The organism is Candidatus Polarisedimenticolia bacterium, assembly GCA_036004685.1.
In the GTDB taxonomy this organism is placed as follows: Bacteria; Acidobacteriota; Polarisedimenticolia; order Gp22-AA2; family AA152; genus DASYRE01.
In genome coordinates this window covers 1-24188 of sequence record DASYRE010000036.1, presented here as the reverse complement: position 1 = coordinate 24188, position 24188 = coordinate 1, and the positions used below count along the sequence as shown (strand labels likewise).

Sequence of the window (24188 nt, the reverse complement as noted above, 5' to 3'; positions counted from 1 at the left end):
CATCAGAAGAAAGATGGATTCAAGCGGGCGAGAGGCGGAGGCGCGGGGACGAAGCGTCGCGGGACGGAGGGGCCGCGGGGCGAAAGCCGGGGAATGCTCGACGCTCCGGCGCAAGCGGCGCCTCCCGGCTCGAGCGGTGATGAGGCACGACAGCGAATTGGGGTTTTTCGGAGCGCCGAGGCCGATTCCGGCGCGCGCCGGCGCGCGTGAGGCCCGCTACTTGCAGTAGCTCCCTCCACCGCCCCATACCGCTCCTTCGCCGCCGACGGTGCCGGTCGTGGAAGTCAGAGCGCTCCGGCTTCCTCCCCAGACGGCGCCCGAGCCGGTGACTTCGGGGTTTTCGGTGAGGGACTTCGCGCCGCTGCAGCCGCCCCAGACGGCGCCGCTGCCGGAGGTGATGTAAGAAGGCACCGCGGTCAGCGAAGCCACTCCGGCGGTGCTTCCCTTGGCGCCACCCCAGATGGCTCCCTGCGACCAGGTCGAGCCCCAGAGCAGCGCCGTGTTCTGGATGTACACGAAGCCGTCGCTCCCCACCATGGCGAGCGGGGAGGGGGCGTTCTGTGCCGAGCCGGTCGTGGTGACGGCCCCGTACACGTCGAGCGCCCCGGCGCCGGTCTCGAAGACGAGCCGCGTGTCCTTGACGGCCGACTTCATCAACCGCGCCTTGACCGTCGCGGGATTGAGCGCCGGCTCCTTTTGGAGCATCAGCGCCGCCGCGCCCGCGACCATCGGCGCCGCCATCGAGGTTCCCGAAAGCGTGTAGTAGGCTCCGTCCTGCGAGGCGTGCGCCGGATCGTTCTTGTAATTCAGGATCTGCAGCGTCAGCTCGTGGTGCTGCGTGTCGAGCCACGAGGAGACCGCGCGCGTCGAGACGATCCAGGTTCCCGGGGCCACCAGGTCGGGCTTGACGGCGAAATCGACGAGCGTCGGCCCTTTGCTCGAGTACCACCCCAGGACGTCATCGGACGTGGCCAGAGTGTTCTTGTCATCCAGCGCCCCGACGGTGATCGCCGAGGGCGAGTTGCCGGGGCTGGTGATCGTTCCGAACCCGGTGCCGACCCCGCCGTCGTTGCCGGCGGCGGCGACCACGACGATTCCTCGGCGCACCGCCTCCGCCACCGCCCGGCACAACGGATCGGTGCGGTACGATTCGTAGACCGGGTGTCCGAGGGAGAGGTTGAGGACGCGAATGTTGTAGGTTCGGGCGTTCTTCACCACCCAGTCGATGCCGGCGAGGACGTCGGCCGTGTAGCCCGTGCCGTCCGGCGACAAGGCGCGCACCGAGATCAGCTGGGCGCCGGGAGCGATCCCCTTGAAGGTGCGGAAGGAGAGGCTGTCGCTCGACGCGAAGCCGTTGCCGTACAGGATTCCGGCGACATGCGTCCCGTGGCCGTAGTAATCGGCGAGACCGGTCTCATGGCCGACGATCTCGACCTCGACGATCGGCTTCGAGCCGATGGGACGCTTGAAATCGGGATGCAGCTGGACGCCGGTGTCGATCAGGGCGATGCCGATTCCCTTGCCCGTCAGTCCGGTCCCCCAGGCGCCCGACAGCGACGCCGCCTGGCCGGCCCGGATCACGCGATAGGCCAGGTCCAGGTGCGCCTTCACCGGTGAGTCCGCGGAAATCCGCTCGACGTTCGATCCGGCCGCCAGTTGCAGCAAGGATCCCAACGGGACGGTCGCGGAATAGCCGGGAATGGTCGAATAGGTCTTCCCCAGCAGGCCCCCCAGGAGCTGCAGCAGGCTCAGCTCGCTGGTAGTCGGCGCCGTGTAGGTCTGCACGATGACGCGCACCGGAAGATCCGCCGGCCCGCTCAGAACGGCCTGCAGGTCGCCCGACAGCTTGCCGACGAGGCCGGTCACCAGGCCGCCGGAGCCAAGCAGAGGATCGGTCAGAGTATCCACCACCTCGCCGGTCGCCCCAAGCAGCGGGTCGAGCAGCGAGAGCTCGGCGTGCGCGGGCTGGCCGATCAGCAGCGTGGCGACCAGCGCGAAGATGGTCAGGCGGGTCGACGTCCTGGGTTTTTGCAGAGTGTTCATCATGACCGCCTTGCTAGAGCAAGTTCCCGGCCAGCGCCGGACCCCGCCGGGGCGAATGCGCGAACTCCCTGGCGTCAAAGAGGTTGAATGACGAGTCGCGGGAGTCTCGCTTTCGGCCCGTGTCAACGGGCCCGACACTCCCTCGCCCTCTAGGTCGCGTAATCCTCGCTCAAGCCTCGATTCGAAAGGGGTTAGGGCCTGAGACCAAAGGTCTGACGCGGCGTGTGTGAGATTTGGTCAGTCTGGGGCCGGCATCCCGCTAACAGGCACGCCGCGGGCCTTTGGCGGCTTGCTGGGCGGACCAACGTCCCGACAGCAGGAGGTGAGCTTGAACGGCGCTCCTCATCGCTCCGTGCCCGAGGCGCGGGCCCGCAGCTGGTCGACGACCTCGTCGTAATAGGGGCGGTCCTTCAGGCTGGCGTATTCCCCGGGGAAACAGACGGTGGTCAGCTCCGCGGTCTCCTGGCCGAAGGCGCTCAAGAGCACGGCGCATCGCTGGCCGTTGGCGAGGTGGGTGCTGTCGATCATCGGGAAGTCGAAGAAGCCGACCTCGAACTCGGCGCGCGTCACCTCGGGGGTCTTGCTGGGATCCACCGCGCCGGGCCGCACCTCCAGGCGGACCTGAATGGTCTGCAGCAACGGGTCGGCGCGCAGGACGCGCAGGTTGATATCACTGTTGACCTTCTCGACGCTCACCGTGGCGGGATCGAGCGCCAGGCCCGCCTTCCCCTGCGCGGCCAGCTCCTGGAGGTCGACGGTGCGGCGGAAGGAGTCGCCGCGCAGCTCCAGGGCGAAGCGCTGGCGGTCGGCGATCTCTCTCGCGATCCGCTTCAGCCTCCGGTGCTGCTCCTCGCGGCCCGGGCCGGGATGTATGCTGAGTTGCTGGGACAAGTCCACGAAGAGCGGCTTGAGGTTCAGGGAGTCATGGAAGTTGTAGGCGAGCAGCTCCAGCTGCAGGAGATGGGCGTCGATGGAGCCTTCCTTCGGCGCCAGATACGACTGGATCACCGAGACCAGCATGTCCTTGCGCAGCGTGCTCTCCGCCAGCTCCCGCTGGCTCATCAGCTCCGAGTAGAGGCGCGCGTCGGTGCTCTTGGCTTGCTGGCGATCGATGACCTGCGAGCCGGCGAGGCCCACGACCGCGACGCTGATGGCGGTGAGCAGGCCTCCCAGCGGATGCAAGAAGATGCCGAGCTTGTCCCACCCGTCCTTCGGCATGGTCCCGCCCGCTACTTGCGCCGCAGGGTGTAGGACCCGTCCTTGCTCTCCAGGACGAGATCCACCTGGACCCCTTCATCGTAGGACGCGACGTCGAGGGCGGGAGACTGGCTCTTGTACCGCACGGTGAGGTGGCACTTGCCTTTCTCCTGCACGGCCAGGTGGTAGGCGCCCGACTTGTCGGTCTTCACGGCAGGGTAGGACTTCTCCCCGCAGCGCGCCTCCACGGCCACTCCCTCGCCGATCGGTTTTCCCGCCTCCGTGATCGTGCCGTACATCTCGCCGGCCAGGGCCGACGATGAGAACAGCAGCAGGCCGGCCATCAGTTTGCGCATGGGATCCTCCTGTCTTTTTTCAAACTGCGTGCATTCTGGTCCACCGCGGCAAGGAATTCAAGGCGTCGGGAGGCGCCGTCCCGCTTCGCCCTTGATCCGTGAGTCCCCCGGCTGACCGGGGAAGTCGCCGCGAGTTGGCGGGAAGGAACTCGCAGGTCCGCTCGCCGAATTGACCGGGGCCCAGCGGTGGCCTCATGATTCCCCGTTTCCATGCTGAGGGATCGGGGGCAGCTCGTCTCAGTTGGAGGTCGCGTGAAGCAGGAGTTGTCGGGCACCCGGTCCCGGTATCTGCTCGTTTCCCTCCTCTGGTGCCTGACGTCGCTAGCCGTCAAGCCCTTCTTTCCCTACCTCGACTTCGGCGTCTTTTACTCCAGGGCCATCGAAAGAATCCTGGACGGTTTTCCGCTGGACATCTACTCCTTCGCGGCGTATCCGCCGGGAAGCAGCCTGGCTCTGCCGGTGACTCAGCCGCCGCTATATTTTTTTCTGCTCGTCCCCTGGTATGCCTTGGGGCGTCTGGCGGGGATCTCGGACTTTCACAACTCGAGCGGCTTCAGTCTGGGGCAGGCCTGGATGCTGGTGGTGACGCTCCCATTCGACCTCCTGCTGTGCCGCGAGACGCTGCGCTGCGTTGAGGAGCATCGGGGCAAGCTCCCCGAGCCTCGAAGGTGGATTTTCTATCTCTGCCTGCTGTTCACGCCTCTTCTCTGGCTGTCGAGCGTCCGCTTCGGGCATAACGAGGCGATGATGATCCTGATGGTGCTGATGGCCTTGCGCCAGGGAGACTGCGGGCATCCAGGGCGCGCGGGGCTCCTGTGGGGACTGGCGCTTTCCCTGAAGACGACGGCGGCAGTTCCGGCGCTGGTGTATTTCGGTTGGGGGATTGGACGGGGTCGTCGCCGCGCCACGGGAATCGCCGCGGGAGTTGCCGGGCTCACCTTTCTCCTTCCGCTGCTCCCCTACCTCCTGCTGCGTCGAGAGCAAATCCTGTACGCCCTGGTGGGCTTCGAAAGACTCCGCCCGGTGGGCGGCTATGTCTTGTGGAAGATTGGTGCCTTCCCCGATTCACTCATTCAGGCCTCGGGGGCGCTCATTCTGACGGGCGCCGCGTGCGTCGGCCTGCTCCTGGCCCGCCGCAGCGCCCCGGGGTTCTTCGCGGCGGGAGGTGCCCACGCCCTCGTCCTCTGCCAGGTTCTTCTTCTACTTCTGGGCAAGGCTTTGTTTGTCTGGTATGGCCTGGCGCTCGCGTTCTTCGGCTATCTGGCCTTCCCGCATGGGAGGGGACGGCACGGATCCTTTCCCATTTACGCTCTGGTCGCCGGCACCTTGCTCTGGCTCCTGCAGACCGGACCGTGGATCGGAGCGGAGGTGGATCGCTGGATTCGAATCCGCTCGATGCTTTGGGTGTGCCTCATGCTGACGCTCGGGTTCGGGGCGGTGACGGGACTCCTGAGAACGAGGAACGCCGAGCGCAGTGCGACCCGGGTGCGGCACGCCTGAGTAGAAGGGTACGGCAGAACGTCCGACGGCAGTCCTGCGAGCCATGCGGCCTTACTCCGCGAAGGTGTCGCAGCTTTCCGGGCGCCCCGATTCGAATCCGCGGCGGAACCAGGAGACGCGCTGCCTCGAAGAGCCGTGCGTGAAAGCGTCGGGGTTGACCCTCCCGCCCCCCAGGCGCTGCAGCCGATCGTCGCCGATGGCGGCGGCCGCGTTCAGGCCCTCCTCCACGTCGCCCTGCTCGAGAAGGTCGCGCTGCTCCGTCGAGTGTGCCCAGACGCCGGCGTAGCAATCGGCCTGCAGCTCCAGCCGCACCGATAGATCGTTGGCCTGGTCCGGCCGCGAGCGCTGCGCGCGCCGCGCCTCGGAGCCGTTGCCGAGAAGGTTCTGGACGTGGTGCCCGATTTCGTGGGCGATGACGTAGGCCTGGGCGAAATCGCCCGGAGCCCCGAAGCGCTCGCGCAGCTCCCGGTAGAAGCCGAGGTCGATGTACACCTTGCGGTCGCCCGGGCAATAGAACGGCCCCGTGGCCGACTCCGCGAAGCCGCACGCCGACTCCGCCGCGTCCCGGAACAGGACGAGCCGGGCATCCTCGTACTGCCGCCCTGATTCGGGCAGCAGATTTCTCCAAACGGACTGGACGTCGTCGAGCACGAAGGAGACGAACTCGACCATCGGCTCCTCCCGGGGATCGTTCACCGGCGCCGCTTCTTCCGATGCAGGACCTGGTTCGCCGTCTCCGGTAGACAGAAGGCCGAGAAAATCGGTCTTGAAGATCGCGCTCAGGACGAGAAGCACGAGGAAACCGCCCAGCCCGAGCCCCCCAAGACCGCGGATCGGCAGCCGCGACCCGATGCTCTGTCCGCGTCGATCCTCGAGATTCTCGCTGCGGCGGCCGGGAATCCAGCGCATCAGCTCCTCGCTTCACGAAGCGGACTGCGTCGCCGATCGACCATGGATCGTTTTCCAACCTCAACGCGCCAACCGTCCCGAGTCGTCACGAAGACTCGCCTCCCAAAACGGGCTCCCTCAGCCATTGGCATTCTCGCCTCACGAGGAGGCGGATTCAAGCAGTGAGGATAAGAGCTGGTGCGACAGATCAGCTCGGTGGGGAAGCTGCCTTGAGGCGTGGGAAAGCGGTTCCGTAAAGCGCTGATCGTTTCGAAGACCGGCCAACCTCACCCGAAAAAGGGCGACCATCCGGTCGCCCTTTCATTCCGGCGCTCGCGCGAGATTCATGCCGGGGCCGTTCCGCGCTTGGGCTACTCGTCGCGCAGGGCGACCATCGGCTCGACGCGGGCGGCGTGCCGGGCGGGGAGGTAGGCGGCCAGGACCGCGACCAGGAGGAGCAAGACCGGGACGAGAGAGAAAGTGGGAGGATCCGTGGCGCTGACCTGGAAGAGCATCGTCGCGATCAGGCGGGTGAGGCCGAAGGCGACCCCCAGACCGATCACCACGCCCAGCAGCGCCATCATCGTTCCCTGACCCAGGACCATCTTCAGGATTTCCCGCCTCTCGGCGCCGAGCGCCATCCGGATGCCGATTTCCTGGGTCCTCTGGGACACGTTGTAGGAGATCACGCCGTAGATCCCCACCGCCGCCAGGAGCAGGGCCAGCCCCGCGAACACCCCCAAGAGCGTGACTGCAAGCCGCCGTTGCGCGGTGCCCTCGTTGACCAGGCTGACCAGCGTCTGCGTCGCGAAGACCGGCACGTTCGGATCGACGTCACTGACCGCTTTCCGCATCGCGGTGGTCAGGCTCGCCGGAGCCAGACCGGTCTTGACCACAAGGCCGAACGACGAGATGGGGTCCTGGGTGTACGGGACGTAGATTTCGATGCGCGAGGGCTGATCCACGCCGTAGTTCTTCACGTGGCCCACCACGCCGACCACGTCCAACGCCACCGAGTCCTTGTCCTGTGGTCGCCCCCCGATGCGGACTTTCCGGCCCAGCGGATCCTCGCCCGGCCAGTAGGTCCGCGCCAGGGTCTCGTCCACGATGCAGACGCGCGGCGCGCCGGCGTCGTCCTGGTGGGTGAACGCGCGCCCCTTCAAGAGCCTCACTCCCATCGCCCGGAAATAGGCGGGGCTCACGCGGGTGATGTCGACCGAAGGCCGCTGCCCGCGGGGAGGCTCAGGTCGGCCTTCGATCATGAAGGAGGTCTGATAGCCTCCCAGCAGGGGAAGGGTCGAGGCGGCGAACTGCACGCCGGGAATCGCCTCCACGTTTCGCAGCACCTGATCGGTGAAGCGACGGATTCGATCCTTGTCGGTGTAGTTGGCCTCCGGGAGGGAGACCTGCGACACGATCACCCCCTCGGGCTCGATTCCGGCGTCGGCGTGGAGGACGTGGTAGAAGCTGCGCAGCATCAATCCGGCGCCCACCAGCAGAATGAGCGCCAGCGAGATTTCGGCCACCACCAGCGCGCTGCGCAATCGGCGATGCCCCAGGCCGAGGTTTCCCGTCCGTCCGCCCGCCTTCAGGATCTCGTGAGGGCTGGTGCGCGAGGCGTTCCAGGCCGGGAGCAGGCCGAAGAAGAGACCCGTCAGAACGGAAATCGCGGCCGTGAAGAGGAGCACGCGGCCGTCGACGCCGACCTCCTCCAGGCGCGGGATGCTCGACGGGATCCAGGCCACGATCCCGGCCACGCCCCAGTAGGCGAGAAGCAGGCCGAGCCCGCCGCCAAAGAGAGAAAGGACGACGCTCTCGGTCAGCAACTGGCGGATCATCCGCCCTCGGCCGGCCCCCAGCGCGGCCCGGACCGCCAGCTCCCGCTGGCGCGCGGCGGCTCTCCCCAGGAGGAGATTGGCGACGTTGACGCAGGCGATCAGCAGGACGAAGGCCACGGCGCCCAGGAGCACGATCAACGCCGGTCGAAAGTCGCCCACGATCGCCTCGTGCAGCGAATTCACGGTCATGCTTTGTCGCGCGTTAGTGTCCGGGTACTTCTCGGACAGTCCCCGCGCGATCGCGACGATCTCCCCCCGTCCCTGCTCGAGGGTGACGCCGGGCTTGAGGCGGCCGATGAGATAGATCCCAAAATGGTTCCCCCGATTCTCGACGCCTCCGATGCGGTCCTCGAGACGAAGCAGCGGCGTGAACAGATCGGTGCGCTGCCAGGATCCGTGCATCTTACCGGTGAGCACGCCGATGACGGTATAGCTCTCGTCGTTCAGCGTCAGATGCTTGCCGATCACGTCCATCCGGCGGCCATAGCGGCGGGTCCAAAACCCTTCGCCCAGCATCACCACCCGCTCGGCTCCCGGCTTGTCCTCCTCCGGCCGGAAGGCGCGCCCCAGGATCGGCCGCACCCGCAGAGTCTGAAAGATTCCGGACGAGACGTTTCGGCCGTTGACCCGTTCCGCCTCCCCGTCGCCCGTCAGGGTGAAGTTCGCAGCGTTGAAGGCGACGAAGCTCTCGAACGTCTTGCTCTGTTCCTGCACGTCCTTGAAGTTCGCCACCGAGAAGCTCATGTCGGGGACCTGCTCCGACCACTCGGTCAGGAACATCAGGCGATCCGGCCGCTCGTACGGGAGCGGGTGCAGGAGGATCCCATTGATCACGCTGAAGACGGCCGTGTTGGCCCCTATCCCGAGAGCCAGCGTCAGCACCGCCACCGCGCTGAATCCGGTATTGCGGGTGAGCAAACGGATCCCATAGCGCGCGTCCTGCCAGAACGTCCTCATCAGACTCGTCTCCTGCCGAATAGGGGAAGGACCGTCAGCCTCACTTGGGCAAAGCGGGTGCCAACATGCCGGCGAATAACTTGAGCGGATTGAAGGCAGTTAGGCCATCGTCCCGGCCGGACTCTTCCGGCTACTGTCCGCTCTTGGGAGCCGGCGTGCCGATTCCGAACAGTCGGAGCACGTGCCGCCATCGGAAAAGCCACCACTTCTTGCCCCAGCTCCTGACCCCGGCCGCGCGAGCCGTCGAAGCTTCTGCCGTCTCACCGTCATGGATATCCCGCGAGCTGCGGTTCTGAGAAGGCGCACTCAATCCCCAGCTGCCGGAGGTAGCCGAAAAGCTCGTCCGGTCCGACGTGGCGGTCATGGGGAACGAGGCCGCGCGCAGGAAAGCGGCCGGAGGCGATGGCATGGACGGCCAGGACGGCGGGCGCCACCGCGGCAAGGTAGCTGCGCCGGGGCGCGAAGACGCGTGCCTGAGTGACGACGCCTGAGGTCTCTTCGATCTCCGCCAGCATTCCCCCGGCCACCGAGCCGAGCGTGCGCGCCACCAGGGTCGACCGGCGCAAAGCTCGACCCACGCGCGCGGCCAGCGCCGGCGCGAGAGCCATGAGGCGCAAGACGGAGTTCAGCCCCGGCACCCGACTGTCCACCCAGAAGTCGGCATCGCGAAGCGTCGGGAAAAGGCGCGGCAGCGTCGCGGCGTGGGCACTCTCCAGGAGATAGCCCCGCGCCGAACCGATCGGCGGCGGCATCAAGAATGATCGCGACTCGCGCCAGCCCCGGGCCGGCACGAGCCTGCCTCCCCGCAGGATGCGGATCGGCCGCCCCAGGGAATGGCGGAGCGCGCCCCCGGTGCCAGCCGTGGCCGTGACCTTCGAGGCGGGCGCGAGATAGACGCTGACGCGCGCCGGAGCCTGCGCACCACTCGCGCGCACCAGGACCGCGAGCAAGGTCGTGACGGACGAGCAGCTGGTGAGCACGCGAATGCCCTGCGCCTCGATCCGCGGCCGCAAGGCGTCGATCTTCAGGAAGTGGCCGAGGTTTTCGGAGAGATCGACGACGTCGAAGTCGATTTCCAGCGCCGCTTCAACGAGGGCGGCGCTGCGCTCCTGGAACGGCCCCGCGGCGTCGAGCACGACGTCGCCGGGACGGAGGGCGGAGCGCAAGGCGTCCGGATCTTCGGCGTCGAGGCGCAGGTCGAGGGCGCCGCCGCCGTCGCGGGCGGCTCCCCGGGCGGCGATCAGCGGCGCCGCTCCTTGCGCGCGCAGCAGCTCGACCGCCGCCCCGCCGAAGAGTCCGGTGCCGCCGAGGACCACGATTCTCCGGCTCACGCCGGTTTCCTTCGAGCCAGGCATCCGATCCAGGCGACCCAGGGACAGAAGAGGATGAAGAGCAGCGCCGTCGACACCGACATCCCGGTGACGTTCCCCGCCAAGGAGAAGGCGCCGAGAGCCAGGCCGACCGCCCAGATCAGCCAGGCGCAGGCGCGCGCCGGGCCGCGCAGCCACGGGCTGCCAAGCGTGAGGAGGATCCCGGAAAGCGTGTACAGCGTGTTGCCCCAGGCGCCGGTGAGAAGACGCGCCGCCGGCGCGATCCGATCGTAGTCGGCCGGCAGCCAGCCGATGTACAGCGACTCCGCCAGGAGATCGCCGGCGATCCCGGCGATGGCCAGGACCAGCGCCGCGGTTCCGAGAGAGCGGGGGCGCGCCCGGGCGGCCCACCAGCCGTAGAACCCGAGGAGGCTCAGGGCCGCGACGATCCAGAGACTCCAGCCGGCGCGCCAGAGTGCCGCATGCGCGCCGATGTAATCGACCCGCGCCGCGCGGTCGCGCACCGTCTCCATACCGGGGGAAAGCGCCAGCGGAATCGCCAATGCCGCCATGAGGTTCAGGGTCGCGCAGGCGTACGGCGCCGAGGCGCGCAGTCGCGCCCCGGCGCGCGTCCCTTCGAGCAGGAAGAGCCCGAACGGCAGCCACCAGACGAGGTCGTTGAAGAGAATCAGCGTGAACGTCCGGATCGGCCACTCCCCGGCGCGCACCGTCGCGACCCAGCCGATCGGGCCCAGCGTCTTGCCGAGGAGGCCGAGAGTGATGAATGGCAAGGCGCGATCGAGCCGCCAGGCGGCATAGGCGTAGCCGAGGCCGCACACGCCCACCACCATTCCCAGGCACTGCCAGACGGCGGGATAGCGGGGCGGGTCCATCGCACAGAGCTTGAAGAAGGACCCGGGCCACAGGATCGCCCAAGCGGCGAACGCGGCGTTGTAGGCCGCCGCCAGAGCGAAGAGCAGCCGGTAGAAGCGCGCCCGGGGATGCTCGAGCGCGGTCATGGCGGGACCCGCACCGCGAACCCTCTTGCCTCGCCCCACGCTTCAGTCCTCGCAACCACTGCCGGACGTCCCGACCACACACGCATCATCAATGGGATCGAACAACCGCGCAGCCGACGCCGGCGCGGATCAAGACAAACCAAGTCACCAACGTTGAGGGAACATGCCCTCCGAGAGACGGCTGAGAGCGCCACGCACGCGCGCTTCAGGGGAGGTTCGTTTCCCTGAGCAGGATCTACAAGAGATCCTCAAATCATCAACCTTCTCTATCACGTGGAATGCCGAGGATTCAACCAAGATGGATCGTCGTCCCCCACCGTGGCAGGGGTGAATCTTGACCCTATCTTGGTGCAGCCGAGTCGATTCTTTACACCATCTTGATCCGGAAGACCGTACCGTAGAGGTCGATTGGGGGATGTTATGGACACTCTCTTCCTGGGCATTATCGGTGTCTTCTTCTTGCTGACCTGGGGCTTCGTGCGGCTTTGCGAGAAGATCTGAGAGGTTCTCCGTGACCCCATTTCTTTGGATCGGTGCCTTCTTGGCGATGCTCCTCATCGTCTATCTCATCGTCGCGCTTCTCTGGCCCGAAAAGCTATGAGCTTCGGGGCCTTCGTCCAGCTCGCCCTCTATTTCGTCACGCTGACGGCGCTGGCGGTGCCTCTCGGAGAGTACATGGCGAGAGTGTACCTGGGACGATCGCGAGTCGCGCACTATCTCCTCGGCCCGTTCGAAAGGCTCTTCTACCGCCTCTCGGGGGTGGATCCGGACGAGTCGATGACCTGGAAGGTGTATGCGGCCTCGGCCCTGTTGTTCAACCTGCTGGGTATGGTGGTGCTCTATGCCCTTCAGCGACTCCAGGGACATCTACCCCTGAATCCAGGTGGGCTCGGCTCCGTCCCACCCGAAATCGCTTTCAACACGGCCGTCAGCTTCGTGTCCAACACGAACTGGCAGGCCTATGCGGGGGAGACGACTCTGAGCCACCTGACTCAGATGGCCGGGCTCACGGTGCAGAACTTCCTGTCGGCTGCGACGGGTATGGCCGTCCTGGCCGCGCTCATCCGCGGGTTTGAGCGGCGCGCCTCGCCCGACGTCGGGAATTTCTGGGTCGACCTCGTCCGAAGCGTGGTTTATGTCCTGGGTCCGTTCTCCACGGTCCTAGCTATCTTCCTGGTTTCGCAGGGAGTCGTGCAGACGTTCGCTGCGCGCAGCACCGTGCCTCTTCTCCAATCCCTGCAGACCGGTGACGGGTCGACGCTCGACACCCAGACCCTGGCCCTAGGCCCCGTCGCGTCCCAGGTCGCGATCAAGCAATTGGGAACGAATGGCGGCGGGTTCTTCAACGCCAACTCGGCTCACCCGTTCGAGAATCCGAACCCCCTCACCGGTTTCGTCGAGACGCTGGCCATTCTGCTGCTCCCCGCGGCCTTGTGCTTCACTTTCGGGGCGATGGTCAGGGACCGGCGCAAGGGGACAGCCCTCTTCGCCGCCATGATGGTTCTCCTTGTCCCGATGCTTGTGGGGTGTCTGGCAGCCGAGCAAGCCGGCAACCCTCGGCTAAGTGAACTTGGCGTGGATCAGGACGCGAACGACTTCCAGGCAGGCGGGAACATGGAGGGAAAAGAAGTCCGATTCGGAATCGTGGGCTCCGCCTTATGGGCGACGACGACCACGGCTGCCTCCAACGGCTCGGTGAACTCCATGCACGACAGCTTCACACCGCTGGGCGGTCTCGTGCCGATCGTCCTCATGCAGCTCGGCGAAGTGGTGTTTGGCGGCGTGGGATCCGGTCTGTACGGAATGATCCTCTTCGTGATTGTGACGGTGTTCATCGCAGGCCTGATGGTCGGCCGGACGCCCGAATATCTCGGCCACAAGCTGGAGGCGTTCGAGATGAAAATGGCGGCGCTGGGAATCCTCATTCCCGCCGCGGCAGTGCTCATCGGCACGGCCATCGCCTGTTTGATGCCGGCAGGTCGTAGCGCGGTCGCGAACCCTGGGCCGCACGGTTTCGGCGAGATCCTGTACGCCTTTTCTTCGGGCGCCAACAACAATGGGTCGGCGTTTGGGGGATTGAACGCCGGCTCCTTCTTCTACGCGACCGCCATCGGCGTCTGCATGCTCATCGGCCGGTATTGGGTCATTGTGCCGGTGCTGGCCATCGCCGACTCCCTGGCCCGGAAGAAGGCGGTGCCGGTCTCCTCCGGCACCCTTCCGACACACACGCCCCTGTTCGTGCTGCTCCTCGCGGGCACGGTCCTGCTCGTCGGGGCACTCACGTTCATCCCAGCCCTGGCGCTCGGGCCTCTGGCCGAGCACTTCCAGTTCTTCGCCCGCTGAGAAGGGATCCCGAGAATGTCCACGACCGTCGCGCCGCCCCGACCGCTTTTGGAGACGGGTCTGGTCCGCCAGGCAATCGTTGATGCCTTCCTGAAGCTCGATCCGCGCCGATCCCTGCGAAACCCCGTGATGTTCGTGGTTGAGGTCGGCAGCCTCTTCACCACGCTCCTTTTTATGCATGCCTGGCTCACCGGCCGCGGAGAGGAGCCGGCCGGGTTCATCGTGGCGATCGCCTTTTGGCTTTGGTTCACGGTGCTGTTCGCCAACTTCGCGGAAGCGCTGGCCGAAGGGAAGGGGAAGGCGCAGGCCGAGTCGCTCCGCCGGACGCGGCGGGACATCGTGGCGAAGCGTCTCGCCGAGCCCCGCCGGGAGGCCGCCCGCGATGCGGTGCCAGCCTCAGGGCTGCGCGCCGGAGACGTCGTCTTGGTGGAGGCGGGAGATCTGATTCCGGGCGACGGAGAAGTGATTCAGGGAATCGCATCGGTGGACGAAAGCGCCATCACGGGAGAGAGCGCGCCGGTGATTCGCGAAAGCGGTGGGGACCGGAGCGCGGTCACTGGCGGCACCCGGGTCCTGTCGGACTGGATCGTCGTCAGGATAACGGCGAATCCGGGCGAGACGTTTTTCGACCGGATCATCGCCATGGTGGAGGGGGCGCGCCGCCAGAAAACGCCGAACGAGATCGCCCTGGACGTCCTGCTGGCCGGATTGACACTGGTGTTCCTTCTTGCCACCGCCACCCTGCTGCCCTTTTCGGTTTATTCAATCACCTCAGCGGGCCGGGGAGCGCCCGTCAGTCTCACGGTGCTCGTCTCGCTCCTGGTCTGCCTCATTCCGACGACTATTGGCGGACTGCTCTCCGCCATCGGGATCGCCGGAATCAACCGCATGGTGGCCGCGAACGTGATCGCCACGTCCGGCCGGGCCGTCGAGGCGGCAGGCGACGTCGACATCCTCTTGCTCGACAAGACCGGCACGATCACCCTCGGCAACCGGCAGGCAACGGCCCTGATTCCGGCGCCGGCGGTATCGGAGTCGGATCTGGCCGACGCCGCCCAGCTCGCTTCCCTGGCCGATGAGACTCCCGAAGGCCGGAGCATCGTCGTCCTCGCCAAGCTGAAGTTTGGAATCCGCGCGCGGGAAGTCATGCCTCTCGGGGCGGTGTTCATTCCCTTCACCGCCCAGACGCGGATGAGCGGCGTCGACCTGGAAGGCCGGCGCATTCGCAAAGGTGCTCCCGACGCCGTCGAGAAGTTCGTGCGGGATCAGGGGGGCGCCTTTCCGCCCGAGGTGGTCCGGGCCGTCGAGGATGTGGCCAAGCGCGGCGAAACTCCGCTGCTGGTCGCCGAAGGACCGCGCATCCTCGGAGTCGTGGACCTCAAGGACATTGTGAAGGGGGGAATCCGGGAGCGGTTCGCGGAGATGCGCCGACTAGGAATCCGGACAGTGATGATCACCGGCGATTCGCCGCTCACGGCCGCCGCGATCGCGGCCGAGGCCGGGGTGGATGACTTCCTGGCCGAAGCGACCCCGGAAGCCAAGCTGGCCCTCATTCGCGACTACCAGAGGAAAGGCCATCTGGTGGCGATGACCGGTGACGGCACGAACGACGCGCCCGCCCTGGCCCAGGCCGACGTCGGAGTGGCCATGAACACCGGAACGCAGGCGGCGCGGGAGGCCGGCAATTTGGTCGATCTCGACTCCAATCCCACCAAGCTCCTTCGGATCGTCGAAATCGGCAAGCAGATGCTAATCACCCGCGGGGCGCTTACGACTTTCAGCATCGCCAACGACGTCTCGAAGTACTTCGCGATCATTCCGGCCGCGTTCGCCTCTATCTATCCGGCGCTCGGAGTCCTCAACGTGATGGGCCTTCACTCGCCGCGCAGCGCGGTCCTCTCGGCAGTCATCTTCAATGCTCTTGTCATCGTGGCGCTCATCCCGCTGGCGCTTCGGGGGGTGCGGTACCGGCCCGCTTCGGCTCCGAAGCTGCTGCGCCGGAACATCCTGGTCTATGGATTGGGCGGCGTACTGATCCCCTTTCCCTGTATCAAAGCGATCGATTTGATGCTCACTCTGCTGCGAGCGGCCTAGCTGTGAAGGAAATCGTCCGGCCCGCCATCTCGGTATTCTTCCTCCTGACCCTCCTCACCGGAGTGGCGTATCCGGTTGCATTCACCGGACTGGCGCAGCTCCTTTTCCCGCGCCAGGCGAACGGCAGCCTCCTGAGAGACGGCGATAAGATCCTTGGATCGGATCTGATTGGTCAGCCTTTCTCGGAGGCGCGCTACTTCTGGAGCCGGCCTTCCGCCACGGCTCCCGTTCCTTATGACGCCGCTTCCTCCGCCGGTTCGAACCTGGGTCCGACCAATCCGGCGTGGAGAGATGCCGTCCGCGGCCGGATCCAGGTACTGCGGGCCGCCGATCCAGAGCTCAAGGGTCTCATTCCGGTCGATCTGGTCACCGCGTCGGCGAGCGGCCTGGACTCGCACATCTCCCCGGCGGCTGCCCTCTGTCAGGTCGGCCGAGTGGCCCGCGCACGCCGCCTTCCGGAGGACCGGCTACGCGCGCTGGTCCACGAATTGGTGGAGGACCGGACGCTGGGCCTCTTGGGCGAGCAGCGGGTCAACGTCCTTCGCCTCAATCTGGCCCTGGACAGCCTCTTTGGAAGAGCGGTGGACAAGGACCGCCGGCTGAAGGGACGATAGCGCCTCGGCAGGAAATGGTGGCCGACGCCTCAGCCGACAAGGAGCGGAAAAGCGAACCGAAGGTACACCCCGATCCGATCGGCATCACGCGTCCCGGGAGCCTGCTTGGCCAGAACAAGCCGACGCTGGAGTTCGCTTCTCATCCCCCTCGCGGTGGCCGTGTTGCCCGCCGTCTTCCCACACGAGGCCCAGGCCCAGCAGACGATTTTCAACATCCCCTCGCCAGACGTGCTCGAGCCGGGAGCCCATTATTTCGAGACCGATCATTATTTCAGGACCAGGAGGTCAGGGAGCGACAGCCCCGGCTTCTTTTTCGTCCGCGGCGTCTTCGGCATAGGCTCCAACGCGGAAGCGGGCTTTAACGTGGGCCCCCAGGAGTTTCACCACGCTAGCCAGCCGTTCATCGATGCGACGATCAAGTGGCGGCCTTTTCGTCGGGAGTTCGGAAAGAGCGCTGCCAGAGGCGCCTTAGGCCTCTTGCTCGGCGACAACGCCGGCATTGGATTGCGAAACGAGACGGCAGGCCAGGCGCGAAATTTTGCTTATATGGCCGGCTTCGTTGAAGCGCCGCTGGCTGGGACCCGGGTTTCGGCCGGGACGTATTTCGCGACCCGCGAGGTCTTTACGGACCGCCGGCGCTTCGGAGCCCAGGCAACCTTCGAGCAGCCGATCCCGGGCGTGAAGGGGCTCGTGTTCGCGACCGACTGGTTCTCCGGCGATGGGGCGTACGCGACGTCAGGGCTCATCTGGACCGCCGGCCGGTTCATTACCTATGCGGGATACGGTTTCGCGAACAAGGGCAAGAACGATCTTGTCACACTCGAGATCGGGATCAAGTTTTAGTAGGTGTCTTGTCGAATCCTGTTGCCTGCCCGGTCAACACAGGAGGTACCTTTGGTGGAGACATTGTTGGCTCGCTGAGTTTGTTCATCCTGTTAGGATAGTGTTGAAATGAGTCACCATCCATGACTTCGCCCGCAGGACGGCCCGATCCCGACGCTCTCCTCCGCCGCGTGAAAGCAGAGGAGACGAGACAGTCGCGCACCCGCCTCAAGATCTTCTTCGGGTTCGCCCCCGGGGTGGGCAAAACCTACAAGATGCTGGAGTCGGCCCAGGAGCTTCAGGCGGCGGGGGAGGAAGTCGTCGTCGGATATGTCGATACCCACGGAAGGTGCGAGACGGCTGCCCTCCTGGAGGGGCTGGAAATCCTTCCCCGCCGGAGAGTGTCCTATCGGGGCGCCGAGATCGAGGAGTTCGACCTGGATGAGGCCCTGAAACGAAAGCCCGGCATCCTGCTCCTGGACGAGCTGGCCCACACCAATGCCGAGGGCCTGCGGCACGCCAAGCGGTGGCAGGACGCCTTGGAGCTGCTCGACGCCGGGATCGAAGTCCACACAACGCTCAACGTCCAACACATCGAGAGCCTCAACGACATCGTCGCCCAGATCACGTCCATCCGGGTCCGCGAGACGGTCCCCGACGCGGTGATCGATCGGGCCGACGACATCGAGCTCATCGACCTGACGCCCGAGGAATTGCTGGAGCGCCTGCACGAAGGAAAGGTCTATCTTCCCGAGCAGGCCGCGCGAGCGGCGGAGCATTTCTTCCAGCGCGGCAATTTGCTGACGCTGCGCGAGCTGGCGTTGCGACGCACGGCTGAGCGCGTCGATGCCGACGTCCAGGCCTACCGCCAGGAGCACGACATCCGACAGACCTGGCCGGCTGCCGAACGGATCCTGGTGTGCGTCGGGCCCAGCGCGTCCTCCTCGCGACTGGTCCGCAAGGGCCGCCTCATGGCGGCGGGGCTGCGGGCTCCATGGACCGTGGCCCATGTCGAAACGACCGCCGCCGGCCCCCTCGCTTCCGCCGACCGGGAGCGCTTGGAGAGCCACCTCCGGCTCGCCGAGACCCTGGGCGGGGAGGTGATCCGACTCTCCGGAGGGAGCGTGAGCGAAGTTCTCCTCGAATACGCGCGTCGAAACAACGTCACCCGCATCCTTATCGGGAAACCCACGCACTCCCGGCTTCGGGACGTCCTCTTCGGCTCGGTTCTCGACGAGGTGGTGCGGGGAAGCGGCGAGATCGACGTTCACGTGATCGCCGGAGAAGAGAAAACGGCGGAGGAACGCCCCGCCGGGGGGACCGAGACGGTCTTTCGGGCCGGCTGGCCCGCCTACGCCTGGGCCACGGTTCTGGTCGCTCTGGCGACCGGAGCCGCGGGCTTAGTCCGGACGTTTCTGGCGCTGCCCGACCTAGTAATGCTCTACCTCCTGGTAATCATGATCGCGGCGATCCGCTTCGGTCGCGGCCCATCGGTCCTCGCCGCCGCCCTTTCGGTCGGGCTCTTCGATTTCTTCTTCGTTCCCCCTTATCTGACGTTCGACGTGGGCGACACGCGACATATCTTGACGTTCGGCATGATGTTCGCCGTAGGTTTGGTGATCAGCGAGCTGACGCTGCGCGTCCGCCGCCAGGAGCAAGAAGCCCGCTTGCGCGAGGAGCGCACCCGGGTGCTCTACAACGTCAGCCGCGACCTCGGGTCGGCCCTGGACGATAAGCAGGTGGCGGAGGCGGCGGCGCGGCATGCGGCCGAGATCTTCGGGGGCGGCGCCGCCATCCTGCTGCCGGGCAATGCCGGGAACCTCGAGTTGAAGGCGAAGGCAGGCTCCCCGCTTCCCCTGGACGTGCCGGAGCTGGGTGTGGCCCGATGGGTTCTGGAACACGGTCGCCCGGCAGGTCCCGGCACGGATACCCTGCCGGGCGCCCGCCTCACCTGTATTCCGATCCAGGCTTCGGCCAGCGCCTTGGGTGTTCTCGCTGTCGCCTCCGATCAGCCGGCGCTCCAACAAGCGGAGCAGCGACACTTCCTCGAGGCTCTGGTCCGCCAGATCGCCTTGGCCCTGGAACGGGCCCGCCTCGCCGAGGAAGCCAAGAGTGTGGCGCTTCGGGCCCGGACCGAAGAGATGCGCAGCTCGCTCTTGAGCGCCGTCTCGCACGACCTCCGCACGCCCCTCGGGGCCATCACCGGCGCGGCGACGACGCTACGCGACGAGTCGGAGGGACTCGACGCGACCGAGCGCGCCGAGCTGCTGGATACCCTTTGCGAAGAAGCGGAGCGGCTCGAGCGTCTCGTCGGGAACCTGCTCGACATGACCCGGCTCGAGTCGGGCACTCTGGAGCCCAAGCGCGAGTGGGTGCCTCTCGAGGAGATAGTCGGCTCCGCGCTCACGCGTCTGGATCGGAAGCTCGAGGGCCGGGAGGTGTCCACCGAGGTGCCCGACGGCCTCCCGCTTCTATCCGCCGATCCCGTCCTCCTCGAGCAGGCGTTCGTGAACCTATTGGAAAACGCGGTGAAGCACACGCCGGCCGGCAGCCCGATCGAGATCCGAGCCCGGAACAGCGACGACGCCGTAGAGGTGGATGTGTCGGATCGGGGCCCAGGCCTTCCGCCCGGAAGCGAATCTCAGATCTTCGAGAAGTTCCACCGCGGACCGCAGACCGGGGCAAGGGGCACGGGACTCGGGCTCGCCATTGCCAGAGGCATCGTCCAGGCGCACGGTGGAACCCTGACCGCCGAGAACCGGGCCGGCGGCGGAGCCGTGTTCCGGATGACGTTACCCCAAACGGGCACCGCGCCCTCCATGCCGGAGGCTGCCGTACTCGCGCCGCCCGGTGAGGCGAGTGGGCCTTGAACGAGACGAAGCCTCTTCTCCTGGTTGTCGAAGATGAGCCTCAGATGCGGCGATTCCTCCGCGCCTCCCTCGGCTCCAACGGGTTCAGGGTCCTGGAGGCTGGAACTGCCCGGGAAGGCGTGGCGCTGACCACCAGCCATCATCCAGAGCTGATCTTGCTCGACCTGGGATTGCCTGACGGCGACGGCATCCAGCTCACCCGTGAGATCCGAGAGTGGGCCCGCACCCCGATCATCGTCATCTCCGCCCGGGGTCGCGAGGCGGACAAAGTCGAGGCCTTGGACGCGGGTGCCGACGACTACCTGACGAAGCCGTTCGGCGTCGGGGAGCTCTTGGCACGGATCCGGGTGGCCTTGCGGCACGCTCTCCAGACCGGCGTTCCGGCCGCCGAGCCGGTTGTCGATGCGGGTCCCTTACGAATCGACGTCACGCGCCGCCGCGTCCTGCTCGACGAGACCGAGCTCCATCTGACGCCCATCGAATATCGCCTTCTGGTCCTGCTGGCCCGGAATGTCGACCGGGTCCTTACTCACCGACAGATCTTGAAGGACGTTTGGGGGCCGGCCTACACCGGCCAAGCGCACTACCTTCGAGTCTACATGGCCCAGCTCCGCCGGAAGATCGAGTCCAACCCGGCGCGCCCGAAGCTCCTTCTCACCGAGCCCGGCGTCGGTTACCGCCTGCGCGGACCGAAGTAGGACTGCGACACCTCTCCCTCATGCGCTGCCGAGGAAATCATGGCCATACCCGACCGCCCGAACAAGCGATCCTGAGTCGCCTCTCCAGGTTCAGTAGCGAGGCTCGGTGGTCAAAGAGGGCGACGCCGGGGAGAGCTTCGCCGGCTTGGCGTGCAGCTCGATGACCGTCGAGACGCAGCTGTTCGCTTCGTTGGCGATCTGGATGTCGATCCGCGGGAAGTTGCTCCCTCCGGAAACCAGGCCACTGTCGAAAAACGCGGAAGCCTCCGTGCCGACCGTCAGATCGAGCCCCATCTGGTGCTGGACGGCGACTTCCCCTCCCACTCGGTAGGTGCCGAAGCCCCTTACCGGAATACCCGAGGATGTCACGTCGGCGGGAAGCGGACCAACCAGCCATTTCACCTGCACGACGGAATACTCGGTGAAGAGCGGGTTCTGGTCGACGGGCACCAGGGAGAAGCTGCCCCGCAAGCCCTGTTCGGTCACCGGGCAGTCGCACATTCCGAAACAGCCGCGTTGGAATGAGCTTTCCGGCAGGACGCGGTAGGCCTGAATCTCCGCCTGGGGCACCGGAGAGGCATCGACGTGGATGACCGTGTCAAAGCAAACTTGCCCGTGAACGGAAATGGTGATGTCGATTCTGGGAAAGCCTCCGCCGCCGGCCACTAAGCCGCTGTCGAAATGCTCCACCGGATTGTCACCCACCTTGAGGTCCAGCTCGAGCTGGTGCTGGACCGCGAACTCGCCTCCGACCCGATAGGTCCCGGAGCCGGTGACGCGCACCTCACCGCCGGGAAGCGAAACCGTCCAGTTCACTTCGCTGACACGGTACGTGTTGAAGAGGCCGTCCGACCCGCTGAACGTCAGGGCGAAGGTCCCCCTTTCGGAGCCGCTCTCCATGACCGGACACAAGCAGGGAGGGAAGCACCCTCGCTGGAAAGTGCCGGTCTTCCCTAGACGGTAAATCGTGGTTGATAAGGCATCGGTTTGAGCCGCCGCCTCGGAGACGGCCCCCATCAGGGCGAAGGCGAGAGAGACGATGAAGAAGATGGAAGGCGAGGATCGAGGGGAGAAGAGACTGAAGGAACGGGAGGCTTTCATGGAACGTCTCCTGTGAAATCGGAGCGTGCGGGATGGCATGGAATATAGCACCGGCCGTTTGAGGCAACAACGGTTTGACATCGAGCCGCAGTCCATTTCGATAGACGGGTAAATTTTCTATCTCCGAAGCAGAAACAGCCTTGCAATCGACAAGATGATACCGAGGAACCGGCTCCAGGAGAACGTCTCAGGGACCGAAGGTTTCCTGCGCATCACACCTCCAAGCTCCTCTCAACATCTCTGAGTGCTGGCTCGAGATGACTGCCTTAGAATCTGCTCTTCCTTCACATCTTCATTGCATGCCTCTTCATTGCAGTGGGATGGATTTGGAGAAATACCATGTACCCGGAAGGGTTTCTGGTTCCGTAGAATGGTTCGAGGTCGCTTCCAATAAAACTGACGGAAGCCCGTGCACCAAGCCCCAGAACGAGGGTCGGTGTGTTCGTGACTCGGAAGACGTAACCGGCAACCAGACTCTTGATCTTGAAGACCTCCGGCTCGAATGCAGTCGAAAGCACGAGGTCTTCGCCCGTCTTCTCGACGTATTCAGCGCGTCCGAAGAGAACGCTGCGGCCATTGGTTTCGTAATTGGCTTCCAGCAGCCAGGACGATGTTTCCGGTCCTTTCGAAGGATGGTTCCTGCCCATTACAGCGGTGGTCGCCAGAACTCCCGAGGGACCCACGGGCAGGTTGTAAGCCGCTGATGTGGTGAAACGGTGCAGGCTCTCGTCGGGCTGAAGCTCTTCGGGGCTGGCGAGGTAACCATAAGAAACCTGTAGGCTCCAGGCTTCGGAGGGATTGAACCAGAGGCGCCCGGAATAGGAATCGGGCCGACGGAGATCGAAATCGTAGCGATGTTCGTCGGGTTCCCTCCCGTTGAACCAGGAGCTTTCGAGTTTGAGCTTTCGAGTCATGAGGCCCGCTGTGAGGACACCAAAGCTGATATGGCTGGAGTCCTGCCAGTGGTGGCTGAGCGAGGCGAGCGGGTCGGAGGCAGCCGAGAGGCGATGAGGAAAGGCGACCGGTCCGAGAGCGGGCTCTCCGGCCGGCGCGAGATAGAGCTGGAAAGCCATCGATTCAGACAGCGGATGGGTATAGACCGCCGCGATTTCCATGAAAAGATCGTGCGGATGCTGCCGGTCGTGCAGCGGTAACCCTCGCAGGCTTTCGCCCGTCTGCAGTAGCAGAGGATAGCCGTTCGACCCCATGGTCACCGGATCGAGGCTGAGCATCTGACGGAACATCAGTTCGCCTCTCCCGACGGACCGCTTCTCCATGAGCATTCCCCAGTTTGGAGCCGTCCACTCCGAATCCCCTCGATCGCTGCCTTGATAGTCATAACCCGCAAAAAAATTCTCGTGGGCCATGATCGACCAGGAGCCGCGAGTAAAGTGCACCCCGTGCATCGGCGTGGAATCCGGCTGCCAGGCGGTTCCGGAAGCGTTCCGTGTTTCCGGAATGCCCAGGGGTCCGGACGTCATCGCCATAGCGTGTTCATCGTGGACATCGCTTGGTGTGTGTTGATGCGCCCCTTGCTTCTTGGGGGGCTCAGGCTTCTTTCCATGGCGATGTTCCTGGGCTGTAGCTTCGCAGAACGAAAGAATCAGCAGCGAGTTGGCCACAATAGTCCGAGTTGTCTTCCACACGCTCTCTCTCCTCTCGACCCGCTTGATCACGCGGGCCGGATCGACGCAATGAAAATGAAAAAGATGGAAGAGACTGGCTGGAGAAGCCAGAGGCGAGGAAAGGGTTTCAGCGAATTAGAGAGCTGTTCCGGAGGAAGATCGGGACGGAAGCTGCGGGCGGTGAGAAAAGAAGAGACGAGGAGTCTTCGAAGACCTCTTCAACCTGGGCCGAGGTCCACGTGGCGATGGCCAGGAGAGCAGGCTTCCCATGATCTCGCGAATCCTTCGCGGTGAAGAGGGTCGCCGGGCCGGCGGGCTGGCTTCCGGGCAGATTCGGCACAAACCTGCAGCAATCTGCCATCTTCATGCCCTGCGCACATGGCTGAACTGTCTTGCAGCACGGCATGGCGCCGTGCCCGGCGGGTGTACAGAGCATCGACACCCCCGCCGCCATCAGTAGACCAACGGCGGTCAGAACGGCGATGAAAGCCTTTCTCAGTCGCATGACGATAATCTACCGTTTCCCCGCTCATTCTGCAAGGCGCTCTCCCCCCGACCTAGTTGTCCCAAGGCATGGCGAACGCCATCTGCTGCGGCGCCAATTGGCATCATGCCATTCCTATCAGCTTCAAGAGACTCTGAGCCTTGTGGCACCAGTCACCTGATTCGGTCTCCGGGCGAGCCTTTGCATCCGAATCTTGACCCTCTCTTGATACGACCGAGTCCATTCTTAACACCATCTTGATCCGCAAGACCGTACCGTAGAGGCTGATTAGCAGGCTGCGGAACAATAGCGATTTGAGAGAGTTCCTCTTCTCTCCAGCATGATCTCGGAGTCCCGATGAGTCCTATCCGTCAAGATCGTGTTGATGATCTCGCTTCGAGCCAAGCGGGCGAGGCGTGGCGAACGACT

General features: G+C 65.3%; 16 protein-coding genes. 7 read left to right on the top strand and 9 right to left on the bottom strand.

Going from position 1 to position 24188, the window contains the following annotated elements:
- Positions 1 to 216: 216 nt before the first annotated feature.
- The 3 genes from VGR67_09180 to VGR67_09170 all read right to left on the bottom strand — a co-directional run bounded on the left by VGR67_09180 (position 217) and on the right by VGR67_09170 (position 3596).
- Positions 217 to 2046 (bottom strand): S8 family peptidase, encoded by a 1830-nt coding sequence (locus VGR67_09180; GenBank protein ID HEV8336575.1) that lies wholly within the window; start codon positions 2044 to 2046, stop codon positions 217 to 219.
- A gap of 339 nt (positions 2047 to 2385) precedes the next feature.
- Positions 2386 to 3261, bottom strand: a complete 876-nt coding sequence (locus VGR67_09175; protein ID HEV8336574.1) for a hypothetical protein — start codon at positions 3259 to 3261, stop codon at positions 2386 to 2388.
- Positions 3262 to 3272: 11 nt separating this feature from the next.
- Positions 3273 to 3596, bottom strand: coding sequence for a hypothetical protein (locus tag VGR67_09170; protein HEV8336573.1), 324 nt, complete (start codon positions 3594 to 3596; stop codon positions 3273 to 3275).
- 252 nt (positions 3597 to 3848) lie between these two features.
- On the opposite strand from VGR67_09170, the gene VGR67_09165 reads away from it, so the two are divergent.
- Positions 3849 to 5096 (top strand): glycosyltransferase 87 family protein, encoded by a 1248-nt coding sequence (locus VGR67_09165; GenBank protein ID HEV8336572.1) that lies wholly within the window; start codon positions 3849 to 3851, stop codon positions 5094 to 5096.
- A 51-nt stretch (positions 5097 to 5147) separates the two neighbouring features.
- Here the strand turns inward: VGR67_09165 and VGR67_09160 are convergent, their stop codons facing one another.
- The 4 genes from VGR67_09160 to VGR67_09145 form a co-directional block, all read right to left on the bottom strand.
- Positions 5148 to 6005 carry a neutral zinc metallopeptidase gene (locus VGR67_09160; GenBank protein HEV8336571.1) on the bottom strand — a complete coding sequence of 286 codons (858 nt, stop codon included), beginning with the start codon at positions 6003 to 6005 and terminating at the stop codon, positions 5148 to 5150.
- Between the two features lie 350 nt (positions 6006 to 6355).
- The gene (locus tag VGR67_09155) at positions 6356 to 8779 is read right to left on the bottom strand and encodes an ABC transporter permease (protein HEV8336570.1); all 2424 of its coding nucleotides are present in this window, start codon (positions 8777 to 8779) and stop codon (positions 6356 to 6358) included.
- 266 nt (positions 8780 to 9045) lie between these two features.
- Positions 9046 to 10110 carry a saccharopine dehydrogenase NADP-binding domain-containing protein gene (locus VGR67_09150; protein ID HEV8336569.1) on the bottom strand — a complete coding sequence of 355 codons (1065 nt, stop codon included), beginning with the start codon at positions 10108 to 10110 and terminating at the stop codon, positions 9046 to 9048.
- Positions 10107 to 11108 carry a hypothetical protein gene (locus tag VGR67_09145; protein ID HEV8336568.1) on the bottom strand — a complete coding sequence of 334 codons (1002 nt, stop codon included), beginning with the start codon at positions 11106 to 11108 and terminating at the stop codon, positions 10107 to 10109. Before VGR67_09145 ends, VGR67_09150 begins: the two co-directional genes overlap by 4 nt.
- A gap of 597 nt (positions 11109 to 11705) precedes the next feature.
- Here VGR67_09145 and kdpA point away from each other — a divergent pair.
- The 6 genes from kdpA to VGR67_09115 all read left to right on the top strand — a co-directional run bounded on the left by kdpA (position 11706) and on the right by VGR67_09115 (position 20549).
- Positions 11706 to 13451: a potassium-transporting ATPase subunit KdpA gene (gene kdpA, locus VGR67_09140; protein ID HEV8336567.1), complete on the top strand. Its 1746-nt coding sequence runs from the start codon at positions 11706 to 11708 to the stop codon at positions 13449 to 13451.
- 15 nt (positions 13452 to 13466) lie between these two features.
- Positions 13467 to 15545, top strand: a complete 2079-nt coding sequence (kdpB, locus tag VGR67_09135; GenBank protein HEV8336566.1) for a potassium-transporting ATPase subunit KdpB — start codon at positions 13467 to 13469, stop codon at positions 15543 to 15545.
- 2 nt (positions 15546 to 15547) lie between these two features.
- Positions 15548 to 16159, top strand: a complete 612-nt coding sequence (gene kdpC / locus VGR67_09130; GenBank protein ID HEV8336565.1) for a potassium-transporting ATPase subunit KdpC — start codon at positions 15548 to 15550, stop codon at positions 16157 to 16159.
- A gap of 105 nt (positions 16160 to 16264) precedes the next feature.
- On the top strand, positions 16265 to 17002 hold the full coding sequence (locus VGR67_09125; GenBank protein ID HEV8336564.1) for a hypothetical protein: 738 nt from the start codon (positions 16265 to 16267) through the stop codon (positions 17000 to 17002).
- A 122-nt stretch (positions 17003 to 17124) separates the two neighbouring features.
- A complete protein-coding gene (locus VGR67_09120; GenBank protein ID HEV8336563.1) occupies positions 17125 to 19851 on the top strand; it encodes a sensor histidine kinase KdpD in 2727 nt (908 codons plus the stop codon).
- Positions 19848 to 20549, top strand: coding sequence for a response regulator (locus VGR67_09115; GenBank protein HEV8336562.1), 702 nt, complete (start codon positions 19848 to 19850; stop codon positions 20547 to 20549). Before VGR67_09120 ends, VGR67_09115 begins: the two co-directional genes overlap by 4 nt.
- Positions 20550 to 20639: 90 nt before the next feature.
- Here the strand turns inward: VGR67_09115 and VGR67_09110 are convergent, their stop codons facing one another.
- Together VGR67_09110 and VGR67_09105 are read right to left on the bottom strand one after the other, a co-directional pair.
- Positions 20640 to 21650 carry a hypothetical protein gene (locus VGR67_09110; protein ID HEV8336561.1) on the bottom strand — a complete coding sequence of 337 codons (1011 nt, stop codon included), beginning with the start codon at positions 21648 to 21650 and terminating at the stop codon, positions 20640 to 20642.
- Between the two features lie 284 nt (positions 21651 to 21934).
- Positions 21935 to 23296 (bottom strand): hypothetical protein, encoded by a 1362-nt coding sequence (locus tag VGR67_09105; protein HEV8336560.1) that lies wholly within the window; start codon positions 23294 to 23296, stop codon positions 21935 to 21937.
- Positions 23297 to 24188 lie beyond the last annotated feature (892 nt).

Bases quoted from the DNA above. Each gene is read 5' to 3' on its own strand.
- kdpA (HEV8336567.1), top strand. From the start codon at position 11,706: ATGAGCTTCGGGGCCTTCGTCCAGCTCGCCCTCTATTTCGTCACGCTG.
- VGR67_09120 (HEV8336563.1), top strand. From the start codon at position 17,125: ATGACTTCGCCCGCAGGACGGCCCGATCCCGACGCTCTCCTCCGCCGC.
- VGR67_09170 (HEV8336573.1), bottom strand. From the start codon at position 3,596: ATGCGCAAACTGATGGCCGGCCTGCTGCTGTTCTCATCGTCGGCCCTG.
- VGR67_09180 (HEV8336575.1), bottom strand. From the start codon at position 2,046: ATGATGAACACTCTGCAAAAACCCAGGACGTCGACCCGCCTGACCATC.
- VGR67_09110 (HEV8336561.1), bottom strand. From the start codon at position 21,650: ATGAAAGCCTCCCGTTCCTTCAGTCTCTTCTCCCCTCGATCCTCGCCT.
- VGR67_09155 (HEV8336570.1), bottom strand. From the start codon at position 8,779: ATGAGGACGTTCTGGCAGGACGCGCGCTATGGGATCCGTTTGCTCACC.
- VGR67_09175 (HEV8336574.1), bottom strand. From the start codon at position 3,261: ATGCCGAAGGACGGGTGGGACAAGCTCGGCATCTTCTTGCATCCGCTG.
- VGR67_09145 (HEV8336568.1), bottom strand. From the start codon at position 11,108: ATGACCGCGCTCGAGCATCCCCGGGCGCGCTTCTACCGGCTGCTCTTC.
- kdpB (HEV8336566.1), top strand. From the start codon at position 13,467: ATGTCCACGACCGTCGCGCCGCCCCGACCGCTTTTGGAGACGGGTCTG.
- VGR67_09160 (HEV8336571.1), bottom strand. From the start codon at position 6,005: ATGCGCTGGATTCCCGGCCGCCGCAGCGAGAATCTCGAGGATCGACGC.